The following is an 18,938-nucleotide window of genomic DNA, read 5'->3' as shown; positions in this document are numbered from 1 at the left end:
TATGGTAGCTATACAGGTCGGTGGTCGGACGAGTCGAGAGTTAATATTTTTTACTCCGAAACAGGCCAAGGATAAAATTAACTAAACTTTTTTTTGAGTGAACCATGCCAGAATATAAAGCACCAATTCGTGACACAAAATTTGTCATGCAAGAATTATTAAACTGTGATGAACATTACCAACGTCTAGGATATGAAGATGCCAGTATAGAAATGGTTGATGCCATTATCAGTGAAGCGGCAAAATTTAATGAGCAAGTAATTGCTCCTATTAACCAAATTGGTGACCAGCAAGGGTGTACTTGGACTGATGGAAAAGTTACCACAGCGGATGGTTTTAAAGAAGCATATCAACAGTACGTAGAAGGTGGTTGGCCGACCCTATCTCAACCTATAAAGTTTGGCGGGCAAGGATTACCTCACTCTTTAAACACTGCTATCGGCGAATATACCTCTGCAGCAAATCATAGTTTTGCTATGTATCCAGGGTTAAGTCATGGCTGTATGGCGACACTGGAAGCCCATGGTAGTGAACTACTCCAAAAAATGTTTCTTCCTAAGTTGGTTGAAGGCACTTGGACCGGAACTATGTGTTTAACTGAGGCACATTGTGGCACTGATTTAGGATTATTACGCACTAAAGCTGAATTAAATGAAGACGGCACTTACCGTTTAAATGGCAGCAAGATTTTTATCTCCGCCGGTGAGCATGACTTATCAGACAATATTGTTCATGTGGTTATCGCTCGCATACCAGGTTCTCCAGAAGGTACTCGTGGTATTTCTCTATTTATAGTGCCTAAGTTTAGCGTTAATGAAGATGGTACTTTGAGTGATCAAAACGGCGTTACTTGTGGTTCAATTGAACATAAGATGGGTATAAACGGCAGCGCAACTTGTGTCATTAATTTTGATAATGCTACTGGCCATTTAATTGGTGATGTTAATCGTGGTTTAAACTGCATGTTTACTTTCATGAATGCTGCAAGATTAGGTGTTGCAAACGAAGGTGTCGCCCATGCAGATGCTGCTTTTCAAGGTTCATTGGCTTATGCCAAAGATCGCTTACAAATGCGATCTATGTCTGGACCTAAAAATCCAGATGGCCCTGCAGATCCAATCATTGTTCACCCTGATGTGCGTCGTATGTTACTTACCCAAAAGTCGATCAGCGAGGGTGGCCGAGCATTAATAGGTTATTTAGCGCAATTGGTGGATATTGTTCATGTCAGCAAAGATGAAACAGAAATAGCAAAGGCTGAAGCTAACTTGGCGCTATTAACCCCAATAGGTAAAGCGTTTCTAACCGAGCTAGGGTTAGAATGTGCAGGCCATGGTGTACAAATTTTTGGTGGTCATGGTTATGTTCAAGAATGGGGCATGGAACAATTGATGCGTGACGCTAAAATTAGCTGTTTATATGAAGGCACAACAGGTATTCAAGCGCTTGACCTTTTAGGTCGTAAAATATTAGGTTCAAAAGGCGAATTATTAAAAGGTTTTGCCACTGAAATTGGCACATTCTGTCATCTGAATAGCCAAAATCCAGATTTAACAAGCTATTGTATTACCCTCGGCAAATATACCGAAGAATTAGCAAAACACACTCAAGATATTGGCGTAAAAGCGATGCAAAACCCTGATGAAGTAGGTGCAGCTTCGGTTGATTACTTAATGTATGCGGGGTATGTAACTTTAGCTTATTTCTGGGTAAAAATGGCAAAAGTGGCTCAACAAAAACTTGCCGAAGGAACTGATGAAACAAACTTTTATCAGGCAAAACTTAAAACAGCTAAATTTTATTTTGATCGTATATTACCCAGAGCTAAAGGTCATGCCGCTTGTATGGTAAATGGCGGCGAAAGTATGATGACATTGGATAGTGAAGATTTTATTTTTTAATTAAATTTTTTACCAAATCAGCTAAAACTAAAGGCCGTTAATATCACGATTAACGGTCTTTTAAATTCAAATTTATGATAAAACGCCACAGTTCAGCCAATAAAAATATCATTAATTAACAAAAGCATTCATCACTTTTTTTATTTTTCTACTATATTCAATAGAGTAATACCAAAGTTGCAATAGTTGGTATGAGTTCATTGATTTAAAAATAAAAAGGGCCAGCTAATGGATGCAATTGAATCCGCCGAGGTTTTAGAAAACATTGATATGGAAGTAATCCAAAAACATTTGGATACCTTTATCGATTTAGCCATCACATTCACCACAAAAATATTGGTTGCGGTATTAGTTTTATGGATAACAACTTGGATTGTTAAACGTATTGTTAGACTTGTAGAGATAGGAATGACCGCTCGTAAAGTTGAAGTTACTTTACATAAGTTCTTATTAAGCATTATAAGTATCGCCCTAAGAACAATTTCAATTATTATCTTTGCCTCGATGATAGGTATTGAAACAGCATCTCTTATCGCCTTATTAGGTGCCGCTGGTTTAGCTATTGGCTTGGCCTTACAAGGCAGTTTAGCCAACTTTGCCGGAGGTATTATTATCTTATTCTTCCGTCCATTTAAAGCTGGTGATGTAATAGAAGCACAGGGTTTTGAAGGTACAATTCATGAGATCCAAATCTTTAACACCATCATGATCACCTATGATAACCGTAAAGTATTTATTCCTAACGGGTTACTATCGAATGGCTGTTTAGTAAATGATTTTACCCAAAGAGTACGCCGTGTTGATATGAAATTTGGCGTAAGTTATTCCGACTCAATACCAAAAGTAAAAGAGGTTATTAAAAGTGTACTCGACGCCGACGAACGCGTTCTTAAAAAACCAGCACCTGATATTTGGCTAGCTGAACATGGTGATAGTTCAATTAACTTTTTTGTTCGTCCTTGGGTAAAAAGTGATGATTACTGGCCAGCCTATTTTGGCATTCATGAAGAGATGAAATTAGCATTTGATCGTGAAGGCATTAGCATCCCATTCCCACAACGCGATGTACATATGATCCCGGTTCAAAACAAATCATAATAAGATTAGTTAATTGACAAACAGCCACTTTTTAGTGGCTGCTTTATTTTTAATCTTATACTATATTGGCTATCGAACAACTACAGTCAAAATATATTGTGCCGCTAATAAACGTAGAAAACACACTAAATTACTCGCCATCATGTGAGCGCAATAAAGATGTCATTTTTGAACAGCTTTTACCTTTTTTATCATCGGTTCGCTCTGTTTTAGAAATTGGCAGTTATTCGGGTCAACATGCATTACACATTTGCCCATTAGTACCAAATTTAACTTGGCAGCCAAGTGATCAACTAGACTTACTCGCTTCTTTAAATAAAAACATTCAACTGCATAATATTAATAATTTAAAAGCCGCTTTAAAATTAGATGTTGCTATCGAAGATGATTGGCCACTACACACTTTTGATTTAATATTTAGCGCCAATACACTGCACATAATGTCTTGGCAACATGTTGTCGCACTGTTCAATAATTTACCAAAGTGCCTGAATGAAAATAGCTATTTGTGTATCTACGGTCCATTTAAATATGATGGCCAATACACCAGCGCAAGTAATGAAAATTTTCAACAATGGCTACTCGATAGAGATCCTGTTAGTGGCATAAGAGATTTCGAATCAATAAATAGGCTCGCCGAAAGCATTGATCTAAAATTAATAAAAGACATTAATATGCCAGCCAATAATCAACTTTTAATATGGAAAAAGAACAATGTTTGCTAACACACCGAAGCCCCCTTATTACGCGGTAATTTTTACCTCAACACTAAACGAAGAAGATCCTGAATATGACAAAATGGCTGATTTAATGGTGACTTTGGCAAACGAACAGGATGGTTTTTTAGGTATTGAGTCAGCACGTTCAGAAGTCGGGATTAGTGTTTCATATTGGCGCGACTTAAATGCTATTAAACAGTGGAAAGCGCAAACAGATCATCAAGTGGCCCAATCGAAAGGCAAACAGCAATGGTATAGCCACTATATAACTCGTATCAGTAAAGTTGAAAGAGATTACCAAATGTGACTATGAAGTGGAAAGAACCAATGTTTATGCTTGCTTTCTTTTCGCCATTAAAAACAAAATTAAGCCAAGAATAGACCAACCTATAATCATTACCCATTCATAAGGCCAAAGTAGTGAACTGGGTCCCCATGGCAAATAAATCCATCCAAGACAAACGCTAACCACAAGTGCGCTCCAACCTACGATTTGACCATGCTTTACCCTAAATGGCCTTGGCATGTCTGGTTCAATCTGACGTAATTTAAGAAATGCATATGCCACCATGCCATAACCAATAACGACAGCAAAACTACCAGCATTAATTAACCAAACCAGTATTGTTTTTCCAAAAAATGGCGATATACAACACAATAACCCAATAAAGATAATAGCAATATAGGGAGTGTTATATTTAGGATGTAGCTTTGCAAAAGCTGTTGGAAGTTGTCCTGCTTTTGCCAACGCGTAAATTGCCCGGCTGCCCCCTAAAATGAAAGCATTCCAACTAGTAATAATTCCGGCAACACCACCAAGTACCGTTAAATTTCCAGCCCATTGGCCGTGCCAAACATTTGCATGAGCATCGGCTGTAGCCATGGTGCTATTATTTAGCTCTTCTGAAGTCATTGATAAAGCGACACCTAAACTGATTAAGCAGTACCACAATATTGCCATTGCTACAGAAAAAACCAATACTTTACCGATAACTTTCGGGTCTAAGTTTATTTCCTCCGCCGACTGAGGAATCACATCAAAGCCAATCATTAATGCCGGGATCATTGCTAAAACAGCAAAAAAACCTTTATAGTCATCAACGAATAACGGGGTCAAGTAAGTTAGATTAAACTCACTTGCCACCCCCATCAAAAACATCCAACCAACAAATAAAAAACCAGCTGTGACTGTTGTTTGTACAACAGCCATAAATTTAATGCCTAAAACATTAATTATTGTCATTGCTATTGCGGCGATAACACCAATAATGGCATAACTAATATATACATCTGCATCAAATACCGACCATAAATAACCAGATTCTAAATTAGGGAATAAATACTCGATAGCTACAGGTAATGCGGCAGATTCAAACGTGGGTACCGTGACATAGGCCATAATAATTGCCCAAGTACAAATAAATGAACCTGTTCGGCCAAAAGCACGCTCTGTATAAACATGTTCTCCACCAACTTTCGGCATAGCTGAAACTAATTCAGCGTAAGTTAAACTGATAAGTAATATGGCAAAGCCGCCAACTACGAAAGCGAGTAATGTCCCTAAAGTGCCTGCCGAAGTTAGCCAAACGCCAGTCATGATCACCCAACTCCAGCCGATCATGGCGCCTACAGCTAAAACAAACACTTCTCTGCGCGATAACGTTCGTACTAAACTTTCGCCCGACATATTAAAATATTCTCTTTGTTTTCATTGAATTTTTCACTCAGTAAATAGTATTGATGCATTTAATCTAAAATGCCATTTCTCATAGTATATTTTAGCAAGTAACAAACTAGCCCGAACAATTACACCTTGGTAACAGCTTTAAAATTACAGCGCTTTATAATGACAACTATTGAATGAACATTTCATTCATTTTCTCTCCCTGAGATATCCCTTTAGGCTCTACGCTTTTGCTGTAGAGCTTTTTTTTTACTTCAGGGATGATGGAATGCAATACGCTCCATACTCCTGTATCCGCGTTATATAGGGCATCCATGCCCAAAACAGCCATGGGTAATGGTAAAAAGTTTGTAATACATAATAACTAGATACCGGTGTAGTTATAATCCTCTCGTTGTTCCCCATATCAATAAACTGCGATAAACTATAAGCAAATTTATTAATTGAACCTTTGCTATGCGTTTATTTTTATTCTTCACCACGCTTATATTTAGTAATCTACTAGTTGCCGCTAGCCAAACAAAACCAGCAAACCCAGATGAGATGGTTAAACAGTTTTCTGAAATGCATCAACAATTAATGCCTATAGTTGCTGTTGCTGATATGTTTTACGGTTGTCATTTAAATAAACCTCAAGAACAATACGCATTGAATTTCTTAATTAATGACATGGATAGAAATTTATTAGCGACAAAACTAAGCGAATGTTTAGGTGAAGAAAATTTAGCATCGGATAATGCCCTTAATTTCGGCATAAAAGCATGCTTCAGTGATCAAATGAGCCACCTAACAGAGAGCGAGCAACAGAAAAACATTGAACAAGTTGAAGCCGTATTAGCCAAATTACCACGCGCAGAAAGGCAGAAAAGCTTTACTCAATGCGTCAATAACCAAACCCTTAAGTATTTAGGTAATTAATATTTCAATATTGTGCTTATACCCGTTACCATAGCGCCAACGTTTCTCCCATATTATTAAAATGGTTTTATTGTGAATAAAAGTACCATCACTAATTTAATTGCTCTTGCGATTGCAGTTGCTGGCTATGTGTTAAGTAACAGTATTCTGTTTTCCGTCGGTATTTTTGCCGTATCAGGCGCCATTACTAATGCCGTAGCTATCCATATGCTTTTTGAAAAAGTACCGGGGTTATATGGCTCCGGTGTAATTCCTGCCCGATTTGAAGATTTTAAAGCCGGTATTCGCGACTTAATGATGAAGCAATTTTTTACCAATGAAAATATTGATAAGTTTCTATCAGAGAAAAGCGGTGCGGCCAGTCATTTTGATTTAGCCCCGGTAATTAAAAAAGTCGATCTTGAACCTGCATTTAACTCATTAGTTACCACTATTGAAGAATCTTCATTTGGTAGTATGTTGGCAATGTTTGGTGGCACAGAGGCTCTTACTCCATTAAAAGAACCTTTTATCGAAAAGATGAAAGCTTCTATTATTGATATTACCCAAAGCGATAATTTTAACGAACTTGTTCGTAATGAATTAGAGCAACCAAGTGTTGTTGGTTCGATGAAAGAGAAAGTCGAAGACATCATCAACAAGCGTTTGGAAGAGCTAACACCACAATTGGTTAAAGAAATCATTCAAGAAATGATTAAAAAGCATCTTGGTTGGTTGGTCGTTTGGGGTGGTGTATTTGGTGGAATTATTGGTTTAATTTCATCATATATAATGTAACCTATAAAAATATAATCTTTATAAAACATTAACTTAATAGCCTGAATTGCATTCCGTATTCAGGCTTTTTTATGACTTATATTTATCACATCATAAAAAATCGATTCCAAAAACCACATTGTGGAATAAAATCTTATAAGAAAGATGTAAAATTTATACAGTTTTGCCTTAATTTTAACCGCCAACTAATATATGCTTGCCCTTTAACACAAAAGCATTCAAACCGGATGCTCATCATAAAAAGGTAAAAGGAACAATGTTCGGTAATCTAACAGCTCTACCAGCCGATCCTATCTTAGGTTTATTGGCAAAATATAGAATTGATCAAAACCCAAATAAGATTGATTTAGGTGTTGGCGTCTATAAAAACGAAGCAGGTCATACTGCAATTTTAGATTGTGTAAAAACTGCTGAAAAATTTCGTTTAGATACTGAAGATACAAAGGTATATATTGGTCCTACAGGTTCAGCGTCTTTTAATGATGAGATGGCCAAGCTCGCTTTTGGTGAACATGATGTTATTGCACAAAATCGAGTTCGTACCGTATCTACACCAGGTGGAACTGGCGCACTTCGTGTTGCAGCTGAATTTATAAAAGCCTGTAAACCAGGCGCTACAATTTGGGTAAGCGACCCTACTTGGGCAAACCACACCGGTTTATTTCAAGCTGCAGGCTTAACAGTAAAAACCTACCCTTATTACGATTACGACAATAAATCATTAAAGTTTGAAGAAATGCTATCAACTCTTGCCAATGTAGGTAAAGAAGATGTGGTATTACTGCACGCATGTTGTCATAACCCAAGCGGTATGGATTTAAACCAAGAGCAATGGCAACAGGTTTGTGCCTTAGCTTCAGAAAATGGTTTTACACCTTTAATTGATATGGCTTATCAAGGTTTTGGTGACGGCTTAGAAGAAGATGCTTACGGTGTTCGTTTAATGGCTGCTAGTGTTGAAGAAATGATCTTATGTAGTTCATGTTCTAAAAACTTTGGCTTATACCGCGAGCGCATTGGTGCGTGTACAATTATCGGTAAAGACGTAGCCACCACTGATATAGCTAATTCAGTATTATTAAGTGTTGTACGTTGTATCTACTCTATGCCTCCTGCACATGGTGCAGCAATTGTTGAAACCATTTTAGCGTCTGATGAATTACGTAACCAATGGCATGAAGAATTAGCCGTTATGCGTAATCGCATCAATGGCAACCGTCAATTGCTTGTAGATAATTTAAAAGCACAGGGTGTTACTCGTGACTTTGATTTCATCACTCAGCAAAAGGGTATGTTCTCGTTCTTAGGTGTTACCCCTGAGCAAGTACAGCAATTGCAAGATGAATACAGTATTTATATGGTTGGTTCAAGCCGTATGAGCATTGCCGGCATTGCTAATAGTAATGTTGAATACTTGGCTCAATCTATTGCCAAAGTTTTATAACAAAGCAACAAAATGCCATTAATCCTACATTAGAAGTAAGATCTAATTGGGAAAACTGAACATTTCCACCCGAAAAAAGGCTTCTATTCATTGAAGCCTTTTTTATTGAAATACCCTAACATACTGAAATTTAAGCAATTACAGTTATTATAAATAAATTATTAATAAAATTAATAACTAATTAATAAATATTGGAGAAAAAATCAACCATCACTGCATTGCTGACCATGAATTGTTGCTTTATTATCCAGTCCTAAGGTTTACTCCCTATTCCTTTATGTTAAAAGTGCTCTTGACCAATTGCTAAACTTTTAATTAGCTGAAAGTTAACCTAAGAAGTAATTAGCAGCAGATCTGTCTTTGGCCACTCTTTTGAGTGGCCATTTTTCTTTATATGGCTTAAATAAATATTTATTGCTAAGTTAAGTTATCACTATTCTAAATTAAGGTAACTTATGACAACTGGTAGCCACCACAGCAATGACGATCCTCGTAATGCTGATATACAGATAAATATTAATGGCGAATTATTTCATCGCGATCAGGCAAAAGTTTCGGTATTCGATTCCGGCTTTATTCTGGGTGATGGTGTTTGGGAAGGCCTGCGGTTGCACCATGGAAAATTACCTTTTATTAACCAACATATGCAACGCCTTTATGAAGGTGCTAAAGCGTTAGATATGGATATAGGTATTAGTAAAGTAGAACTGATCAATCGAATATTTGATACCTGCCAAGCTAATGAAATGCAAAATAACGTGCATATTAGATTAATGGTAAGTCGGGGGGTTAAATCGACCCCTTATCAAGATCCAAGAGTAACTATTACGCCAGCTACCATTGTTATTATTCCTGAATATAAAATGCCATCAAAAGACTCTCTTGATAAAGGCTTAAACCTTTATACCGTCTATGTACGAAGAGGCTACCCCGACGTTCAAGATCAAAAACTAAATAGTCATTCTAAACTCAATTGTATTTTTGGCTGTATACAAGCAACCAAGGCAGGGGCAGATGAAGCGTTAATGCTCGACCCTCATGGCTTTGTTGCTACCTGTAATTCGACTCATTTTTTCATCGTCCGTAATGGTGAAGTTTGGACATCCACAGGTGATTACTGTCTTTCAGGGATTACTCGCTCTAACATCATTAAATTATGCGAAGAGAATGATATTAAGGTTTATCAAAAAAACTTTACCCTATCTGAAGTGTACGGCGCCGAAGAAGCCTTTATTACCGGAACATTTGCTGGAGTTACGCCAGTTAAATGTGTTGATGGCAGAGATATTGGTGACTACCCACAAAGGCAAGGTAAAGGCGAAATGGTCGCTCGTTTACAAGAACTTTATAAAAACATGATCGCCACAGATTTCGGTTAATAACAACGATAAAACGAAGGAAGCAACATGACATTAAAGATTGCTATGTGGTCGGGTCCAAGAAATATCTCTACCGCAATGATGCGCTCATGGGAAAATCGTCAGGACACCCAAGTTGTTGACGAACCATTCTATGCTTATTATTTAGCACAGACTAAAGTGGATCATCCGATGGCTAAAGAAGTGTTAGCTAGCCAGTCAAATAGTTGGCAACAAGTTAGCGAGCAATTGAGCCAAACAAATTATCAACAGAGTATTTTTTATCAAAAACATATGACTCATCATATGCTCGATGATATTGATTTAACCTGGACGAAAAAGTTAAGTCATTGCTTTTTAATTCGTGATCCTATGTGTGTGATCAATTCTTATGTTAAAAAGATGCCATCGGTAAACAGTGACGATATTGGCATTAAACGTCAGTTGCAGTTATATCAACAAATAACTGATATTACTGGTCAAGATATTCCCATTATCGATAGTAAGGATGTGCTAATCAATCCGAAAGGAATTCTAAGCAAGTTATGTGAAACTCTAGGTATAGATTTTGATGAAAACATGCTTAATTGGCCAAAAGGAACACGTGTTTCTGACGGTGTTTGGGCTGAGCATTGGTATGAGAATGTCGAAGCTTCAAATTCATTTGCTCCCTACAAAAAGCCATTGATAAAACTTAGCGAACAACAAAGGCAACTAGCCCAAGAGAACGATTACTATTATCAACAGTTATACCAAAAACGAATAATATCAAGTTGATCAAATTGCTAGTAAAGCGTAGGCGGAAAATTTAAAATCCAGTTTTATAATAAAAGAATAATTTATTAAATCGTCTGTTTTCAGTTAGAATAGCTCGCCTATACCATCTAAAGTATTAAACATTTGGAATCTGTTGTGGCTATTATCGGCAATTTATTTATTTTATCAGCACCTAGTGGAGCTGGAAAATCAAGCTTAATCAAAGGATTACTTGAGCAAAACAACCCTCGCCCACTGCAAGTTTCAGTGTCGCATACTACTCGAGCACCTCGCCCTGGTGAAGTTGATGGTGTTCATTACCATTTCGTCAGTGTTGAACAATTCAAAAAATTAATCGCCGATGGTGCATTTTATGAATGGGCAGAAGTGTTTGGTAATTATTACGGCACCTCTGAAACAGCCATAGATCATCAGCTTCAACAAGGTATAGATGTATTTTTAGATATTGATTGGCAAGGTGCACAGCAAGTACGCCTGAAAAAGCCACAAGTAACTACTATTTTCATTTGCCCTCCAAGCAGAGAAGAACTAGAACAACGTTTACGTAATCGCGGCCAGGACAGCGAAGAAATAATTGCCGATCGTATGGAAAAAGCAGAATCTGAATGTTCTCATTTTCAAGAATTTGATTACATAGTTATTAATAATGATTTTGATGCAGCGGTTACTGATTTAAATACCATAATTAATAATCAACGCTTAAAACAATCTCAGCAAGTAGAAAAACATAACGAGTTATTAACAAAGCTAGCAGGTAAAGCTATCTAGTTCCCCGTTTAAGGATCAAAACATTAGCTGATTTGATCAAATTGCTAGCATAAAGTTTAAGCATTTAGTAAACTATGCGACTTATTTAAAAAATTTTGTTCTCTGGAGTAGTTTAATGGCTCGTGTTACTGTTGAAGATGCAGTTGAAAAAGTTGGAAATCGTTTCGATTTAGTATTAGTTGCATCACGTCGTGCACGTCAAATCGCCACTGGCGGTAAAGATGCATTAGTTGATATTGAGAATGATAAACCTACCGTTCTAGCACTTCGTGAAATAGAAGAAGGCCTTATCGATAATGACATTATGGATAACGCAGATCGTCAATCACAGGTTCAACAAGAATCTGCTGAACTTGCAGCTGTCGCTGCAATTGTTGGTGATCACGCTTAAACTTAAGGGTAAATCTTACCAAATTAGATTTATATAGAAAGCCAATGGTATTTTACCATTGGCTTTTCTTTTAATTTAAGCATTAATACCATAAACTAAGATCTTATCAACACCATATTTTCATTAAGCATTGGAGCAGTGGGTGTACCTTTTTGAACCACTAAAGAAACAAGCTGAAACCTACCTACCGGCAGAGCAAATTGAATTGCTGAAGCAGGCTTTTGTCGTTGCCCATGATGCCCATGATGGCCAAATGCGCTCAAGTGGTGATCCTTATATCACTCACCCTGTTGCCGTAGCACGTAATCTTGCCGACATGCACCTTGATCATGAAACGTTAATGGCTGCTTTATTACATGATGTTATTGAAGATACCGAAGTAACCGGCGATGAATTGGCCGAGTTATTTGGCAGTACCGTTGCAGAACTAGTAGAAGGTGTGAGTAAGCTTGATAAAGTAAGCTTTAGTGACAAGCAAGAAATGCAGGCCGAGAACTTCCGTAAAATGATCATGGCCATGGTGCAAGATATACGCGTAATCTTGATCAAACTTGCTGACCGTACTCATAACATGCGCACATTAGGTTCTTTACGTCCTGAGAAACGTCGCCGTATTGCCAAAGAAACACTGGAAATATATGCTCCAATAGCAAACCGTTTAGGTATTCATGGCATAAAGAGTGAATTAGAAGTGCTCGGTTTTGAAGGCCTATACCCGATGCGTTCGCGCGCTTTAAAAGAAGCAGTAAGCCAAGCTCGTGGTAACCGCAAAGAAATCATCGATAATATTCGCGAAGAAATACAAACGCGTTTAGCTGAATCCGGCATTCAGGCTGAAGTTATTGGCCGCGAAAAACACTTGTACTCAATTTACCGTAAAATGCTTAATAAAGAATTAATGTTCAATGAAGTAATGGACATTTATGCATTTAGGATCATTGTCGACAACGAATTTGATACTTGCTATCGCGCTCTTGGTGCCGTTCACAACCTATTTAAACCAATTGAAACTCGCTTTAAAGATTACATTGCTATACCAAAAACCAATGGCTATCAGTCCTTGCATACCTCATTAATTGGCCCACACGGTATTCCTGTAGAAATCCAAATAAGAACTTGGGAAATGGACCAAATGGCTGACAAAGGTGTTGCCGCGCATTGGGTTTACAAACAAAAGGGTGAGGATTCTGCAGGCACTGCCGCACAAGTGCGAGCGCGTAAATGGATGCAGAGCTTAATGGAGCTGCAGCAAAGCGCAGGTAGCTCATTTGAATTTATTGAAAACGTTAAAACGGATCTTTTTCCTGAAGAAATCTATGTATTTACTCCTGATGGAAAAATCATCGAATTGCCAATGGGCGCAACGGCTGTAGATTTCGCTTATGCGGTTCATACAGATGTTGGCAATAGTTGTGTTGGCGCTAAAGTTGAACGCAAACCTTACCCTCTCAGAAAACCGTTATTGTCAGGACAAACCATTGAAGTTATTACTTCAACCGGTGCTCGTCCAAACGCAACATGGTTAAACTTTGTTGTTACCGCCAAAGCTCGACTGCAAATACGCAATTATTTGCGTTCAATGGAGCAAAACGAATCGCTTAATTTAGGTAATCGTTTATTAAATCATGCCTTAGGTCAAACCAAACTAGAAGACATTGACTCAGACAGAATTCAACAAGTAGTTGTTGAAACTGGTTATGAAACATTAGATGAATTAATGATTAATATTGGTTTAGGTAATGCACTTAGCATAGGTATTGCTCGCCGCTTAACCGGTGAATTCACTAGCGACTCAGAAGAACCGAACTACGGTAAAGCAAAAATGCCGATAAAAGGCTCTGAGGGTATGCTGGTTACTTATGGAAAATGTTGTCACCCAATTCCTGGGGACGAGATAACGGCTTACATAAGTTCTGGTAAAGGTTTAATGGTGCACCAACATGGTTGTCGAAACATTGGTGGCCGTGAAAAAGAGCTCGGAAAATTCTTTCCGGTAAAATGGGACAAAGATATTGATAAAGAGTTTATCGCGGCCTTAAGAGTTGAGATAATTAATCATCAAGGCGCATTATCTAAGTTAACCTCTGTCATCACAAAAAATGAATCAAATATTCGCACCTTAACAACTGAAGAAAAAGATTCAAATTTATACTTAATCAGTTTAGAAGTAACCTGTCGTGATCGCATTCATATTGCCAACATTATCCGCCAAATAAAAATTATGCCGGATGTTCAACGTGTGTTCAGACCAAGAAAATAGAAGAGACTTTTATGAAAACAATTATTTCTACCGACAATGCACCAAGCGCAATCGGTACATACAGCCAAGCAGTTAAAGTTAGTAATACCGTATATTTATCAGGTCAAATACCACTAGACCCAAAAACAATGGAAGTTGTTAGCCAAGACTTTGCTGAACAAGCTGAGCAAGTATTCAAAAACTTATGTGCTGTTTGTGAAGCCGCTGGCGGTGACATCAATAATATGGTGAAAGTAAATATTTTTATGACTGACCTAGCTAACTTTGCCACAGTTAATGAGATTATGAGTAAGTATTTCACTCAACCTTACCCTGCACGCGCCGCAATTGGTGTTAGTCAGTTACCTAAAGGTGTTGATATAGAAATTGACGGCATAGTAGAACTTCCAAATACAAATTAATCTACACTCATATAAATACAGAAAATGCTCATATTGAATCATAAGGATAATTATGACTCCTGAAAGACACCAACGCATTCTTGAAATGTTAAATAAACGCCAAGTAGACTTAACAGTTTGTATGGAAGGTGTGCATAAACCGCATAACTTAGCTGCTGTGGTTAGAACTTGTGACGCGATAGGTGTTAATGATGTACACGCCATTTGGAAAAACGATGTAATGCGTGTTGGTGGTGGTACTTCTGTGGGCTCACAAAACTGGGTTAATATTCATAGCCACGAATCAACAAAAGAAGCGATAACTCGTTTAAAAGAGCAAGGTATGCAGGTACTGGTAACCAACTTATCAGACACCGCAGTAGACTTTAGAGAAATAGATTACACCAAACCGACGGCTATTATTCTCGGCCAAGAAAAATTCGGAGCTTCTGATGAAGCACTCGCCTTAGCAGATCAAGATATTGTTATTCCAATGGTAGGTATGGTGCAGTCGTTGAATGTATCAGTTGCATGTGCAGTAACACTCTATGAGGCACAACGCCAACGTCAATCAGCGGGCATGTACGACTCCCCCTCTGACTTGACTCATGAGCAACGCAACAAAGTACTATTTGAAGGTGGTCATCCTATTTTTGCAGAAGCTTGTAAGCGCAAAGGCTTGCCATACCCAGAGATTGATGATGATGGTCAAATTGTTGCCGATGATGCTTGGTGGACTAAGATGCAAATGACCAAAGATGCCTGGCAGGATCTTGATCAGTAATGACCATAGCGTTACGCGAAGGATTGCATAACCTAGCAAGCACCCCAGTGACTGTACTTAAAGGTGTAGGTCCAAGTGTCGCCACAAAATTAGAAAAGCTTGGATTGTATTCCTTACAAGATGTGCTTTTCCACTTACCTCTACGGTATGAAGATAGAACTCGGGTATATCGTATACGCGACTTAATGCCAGGATTACATACCAGTGTTATCGGTGAAGTAGTCGATAGCCAAGTGTCTATGGGTCGAAGACGCATATTGTTAGTTAAAATTAATGATGGCAGCGGCGAACTTACCTTACGTTTTTTTCATTTTTCTGCCGCACAAAAAAACAACCTGAGTAAAGGCACACAAGTACGTTGTTTTGGAGAAATTCAGCGCGGCGGTCGCGGTTTTGAAATTATTCATCCCGAATATAAGCCAGTAGATAGTAACGTTAACATCCCACAAGTAGAAGAAACCTTAACGCCTGTTTATCCAACTACCGATGGCTTAAGACAAATCAGCCTGCGTAATATATGCGATCAAGCTTTGCTACGATTACAGCGAGGCAAGGTAGAAGAATTGCTTCCTGATAATTTTTTTGCTGAGCCTATAAGCCTTAGCGACGCTATAAAACTTATCCACCGACCAACACCTGATGTTTCAATCACTCTTATTGAACAAGGTAGACATCCGGCGCAATTACGCCTGATAAAAGAAGAACTATTAGCGCACAATTTGAGTATGCTTAAACTACGTCAATCTAGTGATAAGCATCCTTCTATTCCTCTGGTAATAGATGAAGGCTTAGAGCAAAAATTTTTACAGAGCTTACCGTTCACTCCAACCAATGCTCAACAACGGGTAGTAAAAGAATTAAGAGAAGATCTGGCTAAAGAGTTACCTATGATGCGTCTTGTGCAAGGTGATGTAGGCTCAGGAAAAACCTTAGTAGCGGGGCTTGCAGCATTAACTGCAATTGGTCAAGGCTATCAAGTTGCCTTAATGGCACCTACTGAAATTTTAGCGGAGCAACACGCCATAAATTTTGCCAACTGGTTTACTCCCCTAGGAATTCAAGTGGGTTGGCTAGCAAGTAAAAGCAAAGCGAAAATAAAACAACATGCCCTTGCAGCAATTAGCGACGGCAGCATGCAAATGGTTATAGGGACGCATGCGCTTTTTCAAGAGCAGGTAGTATTCAACAATATGACCTTGTTGATCATTGATGAACAACATAAATTTGGCGTGCATCAACGCTTATCATTACGTGAAAAAGGTAAAATAGGCGACTGTTACCCACATCAACTGATCATGACTGCAACACCGATTCCAAGAACACTGGCAATGACCGCCTATGCCGATTTAGACACCTCGGTAATTGATGAGCTACCACCTGGTAGAACGCCAATAAAAACCGTTGCTGTCGCCGATATTCGCCGTGATGATGTTATTGAACGGGTGAAAATCAATTGTTTAAATGAAAACCGCCAAGCTTATTGGGTATGTACACTAATTGAAGAATCTGAAGTACTAGAATGCCAAGCAGCAGAAGACACAGCTGCCTATTTACAAGAGCAGCTTGGTGGATTAAAAGTCGGCTTAGTTCATGGCCGCATGAAGGCCGATGAAAAACAATCGATTATGGACGAATTTAAAGCTGGTAATATAGATTTATTGGTAGCAACAACAGTAATTGAAGTTGGTGTCGACGTTCCTAATGCTAGCTTGATGATTATCGAAAATCCAGAGCGTTTAGGGCTAGCACAATTACACCAATTACGTGGCCGAGTTGGTCGTGGGTCAGTCGCCTCACACTGTGTGTTGATGTACAAAAATCCATTATCTAAAACCGCAACAAAACGCCTTGGTGTTTTACGAGAATCAAACGATGGTTTTTTAATTGCCGAACGAGATCTAGAGATACGCGGCCCAGGAGAATTGCTCGGTACCAAGCAAACGGGTTTAGCCGATTTAAAAATTGCCGACCTGATTCGCGATGGCGAACTAATCCCAGAAGTACAACAACAAGCTTATCTTCTATGGCGACAATTTCCGGAAAAAGCGGAAGCTCTGATAAAGCGCTGGCTTGCCAACAAAGAAAAGTATTCTAACGCATAAAAAACTAGGGTCAGAGTCAACTTTACGCAATAAACTTGACTCTGACCCTAATATTTAGACTCTGACCCTAGTTTTATACAGATTTAATTTAGACCTGACCCAAATTATTAAGTAAACTAAAGCTATTAATTGCGATTCACTTCCAACGAGCAAAAATCAATGAGCACTGAACATAAAGATGTGAGTAAAACAGATAAAGATACAACTCACTTTGGTTATAAAACCGTAAAAACCGATGATAAAGAAACCATGGTTGCCAGTGTATTTCATTCTGTTGCTAAGCAATACGATATAATGAATGATGTGATGTCGTTTGGTGTTCATCGTTTATGGAAAAGATTTACCATTGATGCGTCAGGTGTTCGCCCGGGTAATAGTATTTTAGATTTAGCCGGAGGCACGGGCGATTTAACGGCTAAGTTCTCAAAACTTACCGGCCCACAAGGCAAAGTTATATTAGCTGATATCAACTCTTCAATGCTGAATGTTGGTCGTGACAAATTACGAGATCTTGGCATTGTCGGTAATGTAGATTACGTACAAGCAAATGCTGAAGCACTACCTTTTGATGATAACAGTTTTGATATTGTCACTATTGCTTTTGGCCTTCGTAATGTAACCGATAAAGATAAAGCACTACGCTCAATTTACCGAGTCCTAAAGCCTGGCGGACGTTTATTGGTGTTAGAATTTTCTAAACCTGAGCATGATTTATTAAATAAAGCCTACGATTTCTACTCGTTTAACATTCTACCGAAAATGGGTGAGTTAGTCGCAAAAGATGGTGAGAGTTACCAATACCTAGCCGAATCAATTCGTATGCACCCTGATCAAGAAACATTGAAGTCGATGATGGATGATGCAGGGTTTGAGCAAACAACGTATCACAACTTAACCGGTGGTATTGTGGCCTTGCATAAAGGCTACAAGTTTTAGTAACAATGAATATTGAGCAATTGCTACCCAAGCAAATATTAACCGCTTTGTTAGAAATAATAATTAACAAAGCGCTTAGCTTAGATCCCAATATAAATAGCACCTTAGCTAAGGTGAATAATAAAAGCTTAACCTTGATATTGTCTGAACTTGGTTTTCCAATCACCTTACAAGTTCATCAGGATGAAATTACCGTTATAGCCAGTAAATTATCAACTGACTGTGTAATCCAAACTAGCCTGAAAACCTTGCCGAAATTAACTCAAGCAGAATTATTAACATCACTTATAAAAACTGGTGAACTTGATATTATTGGTGATCCTAAGCTTGCTCAACAGTTTGCCAGTATCTTTGAGCTGCTAAATATTGACTGGGAACAGCAAATAGCAGAGAGAATTGGTGATATTCCCGCGTTTAAATTAGGACAATTAAATAAAGCACTATTGGAAAAGTTAAGTTTTGCGAACGAGCAAATCAGTCAAGATGCAAGTGAATACTTATTGTTTGAGCAACGAATATTGGTTACTGAAACTGAAATAAATCATTTTAATCAACAGGTTGCAGATGTTGATCAAGCAGTTGATAATTTAGCCAAAAGATTAACAATACTAACCAATGTTTCATAATAAATTCATCACATT

The 18,938-nt window shown here is 38.2% G+C and carries 18 protein-coding genes; 17 read left to right on the top strand and 1 reads right to left on the bottom strand.

The window, feature by feature from the left end; all coding sequences use genetic code 11:
• Window positions 1-104: 104 nt before the first annotated feature.
• From RGQ13_RS01485 to RGQ13_RS01470, 4 genes are all read left to right on the top strand, one after another.
• Window positions 105-1,901, top strand: coding sequence for an acyl-CoA dehydrogenase C-terminal domain-containing protein (locus RGQ13_RS01485; RefSeq protein WP_348391794.1), 1,797 nt, complete (start codon window positions 105-107; stop codon window positions 1,899-1,901).
• 228 nt (window positions 1,902-2,129) lie between these two features.
• Complete coding sequence (locus tag RGQ13_RS01480) at window positions 2,130-2,999, top strand: mechanosensitive ion channel family protein (RefSeq protein ID WP_348391793.1); 870 nt, start codon at window positions 2,130-2,132, stop codon at window positions 2,997-2,999.
• Between the two features lie 98 nt (window positions 3,000-3,097).
• Complete coding sequence (locus RGQ13_RS01475; protein ID WP_348391792.1) at window positions 3,098-3,724, top strand: DUF938 domain-containing protein; 627 nt, start codon at window positions 3,098-3,100, stop codon at window positions 3,722-3,724.
• Window positions 3,714-4,025, top strand: a complete 312-nt coding sequence (locus RGQ13_RS01470) for an antibiotic biosynthesis monooxygenase family protein (protein ID WP_348391791.1) — start codon at window positions 3,714-3,716, stop codon at window positions 4,023-4,025. Before RGQ13_RS01475 ends, RGQ13_RS01470 begins: the two co-directional genes overlap by 11 nt.
• 24 nt (window positions 4,026-4,049) lie before the next feature.
• Here RGQ13_RS01470 and RGQ13_RS01465 read toward each other — a convergent pair whose 3' ends face one another.
• Window positions 4,050-5,405, bottom strand: coding sequence for an APC family permease (locus RGQ13_RS01465; RefSeq protein WP_348391790.1), 1,356 nt, complete (start codon window positions 5,403-5,405; stop codon window positions 4,050-4,052).
• Between the two features lie 453 nt (window positions 5,406-5,858).
• On the opposite strand from RGQ13_RS01465, the gene RGQ13_RS01460 reads away from it, so the two are divergent.
• The 13 genes from RGQ13_RS01460 (at window position 5,859) to RGQ13_RS01400 (ending at window position 18,923) form a co-directional block, all read left to right on the top strand.
• Window positions 5,859-6,320 (top strand): hypothetical protein, encoded by a 462-nt coding sequence (locus tag RGQ13_RS01460; RefSeq protein WP_348391789.1) that lies wholly within the window; start codon window positions 5,859-5,861, stop codon window positions 6,318-6,320.
• A 72-nt stretch (window positions 6,321-6,392) separates the two neighbouring features.
• Window positions 6,393-7,097: a DUF445 domain-containing protein gene (locus tag RGQ13_RS01455; RefSeq protein ID WP_348391788.1), complete on the top strand. Its 705-nt coding sequence runs from the start codon at window positions 6,393-6,395 to the stop codon at window positions 7,095-7,097.
• A 256-nt stretch (window positions 7,098-7,353) separates the two neighbouring features.
• Window positions 7,354-8,541 (top strand): amino acid aminotransferase, encoded by a 1,188-nt coding sequence (locus RGQ13_RS01450; protein WP_348391787.1) that lies wholly within the window; start codon window positions 7,354-7,356, stop codon window positions 8,539-8,541.
• Between the two features lie 455 nt (window positions 8,542-8,996).
• Window positions 8,997-9,920: an aminotransferase class IV gene (locus tag RGQ13_RS01445; RefSeq protein WP_348391786.1), complete on the top strand. Its 924-nt coding sequence runs from the start codon at window positions 8,997-8,999 to the stop codon at window positions 9,918-9,920.
• Window positions 9,921-9,947: 27 nt separating this feature from the next.
• Window positions 9,948-10,676 carry a sulfotransferase-like domain-containing protein gene (locus tag RGQ13_RS01440; RefSeq protein ID WP_348391785.1) on the top strand — a complete coding sequence of 243 codons (729 nt, stop codon included), beginning with the start codon at window positions 9,948-9,950 and terminating at the stop codon, window positions 10,674-10,676.
• 135 nt (window positions 10,677-10,811) lie between these two features.
• Window positions 10,812-11,444 (top strand): guanylate kinase, encoded by a 633-nt coding sequence (gene gmk / locus RGQ13_RS01435; protein WP_348391784.1) that lies wholly within the window; start codon window positions 10,812-10,814, stop codon window positions 11,442-11,444.
• Between the two features lie 115 nt (window positions 11,445-11,559).
• Complete coding sequence (gene rpoZ / locus RGQ13_RS01430) at window positions 11,560-11,835, top strand: DNA-directed RNA polymerase subunit omega (protein ID WP_348391783.1); 276 nt, start codon at window positions 11,560-11,562, stop codon at window positions 11,833-11,835.
• Between the two features lie 142 nt (window positions 11,836-11,977).
• The gene (gene spoT, locus RGQ13_RS01425; RefSeq protein ID WP_348391782.1) at window positions 11,978-14,095 is read left to right on the top strand and encodes a bifunctional GTP diphosphokinase/guanosine-3',5'-bis pyrophosphate 3'-pyrophosphohydrolase; all 2,118 of its coding nucleotides are present in this window, start codon (window positions 11,978-11,980) and stop codon (window positions 14,093-14,095) included.
• Window positions 14,096-14,106: 11 nt separating this feature from the next.
• Window positions 14,107-14,496 carry a RidA family protein gene (locus tag RGQ13_RS01420; RefSeq protein WP_348391781.1) on the top strand — a complete coding sequence of 130 codons (390 nt, stop codon included), beginning with the start codon at window positions 14,107-14,109 and terminating at the stop codon, window positions 14,494-14,496.
• Between the two features lie 52 nt (window positions 14,497-14,548).
• Complete coding sequence (gene trmH / locus RGQ13_RS01415) at window positions 14,549-15,259, top strand: tRNA (guanosine(18)-2'-O)-methyltransferase TrmH (RefSeq protein WP_348391780.1); 711 nt, start codon at window positions 14,549-14,551, stop codon at window positions 15,257-15,259.
• Window positions 15,259-17,361, top strand: coding sequence for an ATP-dependent DNA helicase RecG (gene recG / locus RGQ13_RS01410; RefSeq protein WP_348391779.1), 2,103 nt, complete (start codon window positions 15,259-15,261; stop codon window positions 17,359-17,361). Before trmH ends, recG begins: the two co-directional genes overlap by 1 nt.
• A gap of 159 nt (window positions 17,362-17,520) precedes the next feature.
• A complete protein-coding gene (gene ubiE, locus RGQ13_RS01405; RefSeq protein WP_405054150.1) occupies window positions 17,521-18,297 on the top strand; it encodes a bifunctional demethylmenaquinone methyltransferase/2-methoxy-6-polyprenyl-1,4-benzoquinol methylase UbiE in 777 nt (258 codons plus the stop codon).
• Window positions 18,298-18,302: 5 nt separating this feature from the next.
• A complete protein-coding gene (locus RGQ13_RS01400) occupies window positions 18,303-18,923 on the top strand; it encodes a ubiquinone biosynthesis accessory factor UbiJ (RefSeq protein WP_348391778.1) in 621 nt (206 codons plus the stop codon).
• Window positions 18,924-18,938 lie beyond the last annotated feature (15 nt).

This window comes from Thalassotalea psychrophila (assembly GCF_031583595.1).
Lineage (GTDB): Bacteria > Pseudomonadota > Gammaproteobacteria > Enterobacterales > Alteromonadaceae > Thalassotalea_A > Thalassotalea_A psychrophila.
Note: the sequence above shows the minus strand (reverse complement) of the source record. Positions and strands in the feature narration are given on the sequence as shown.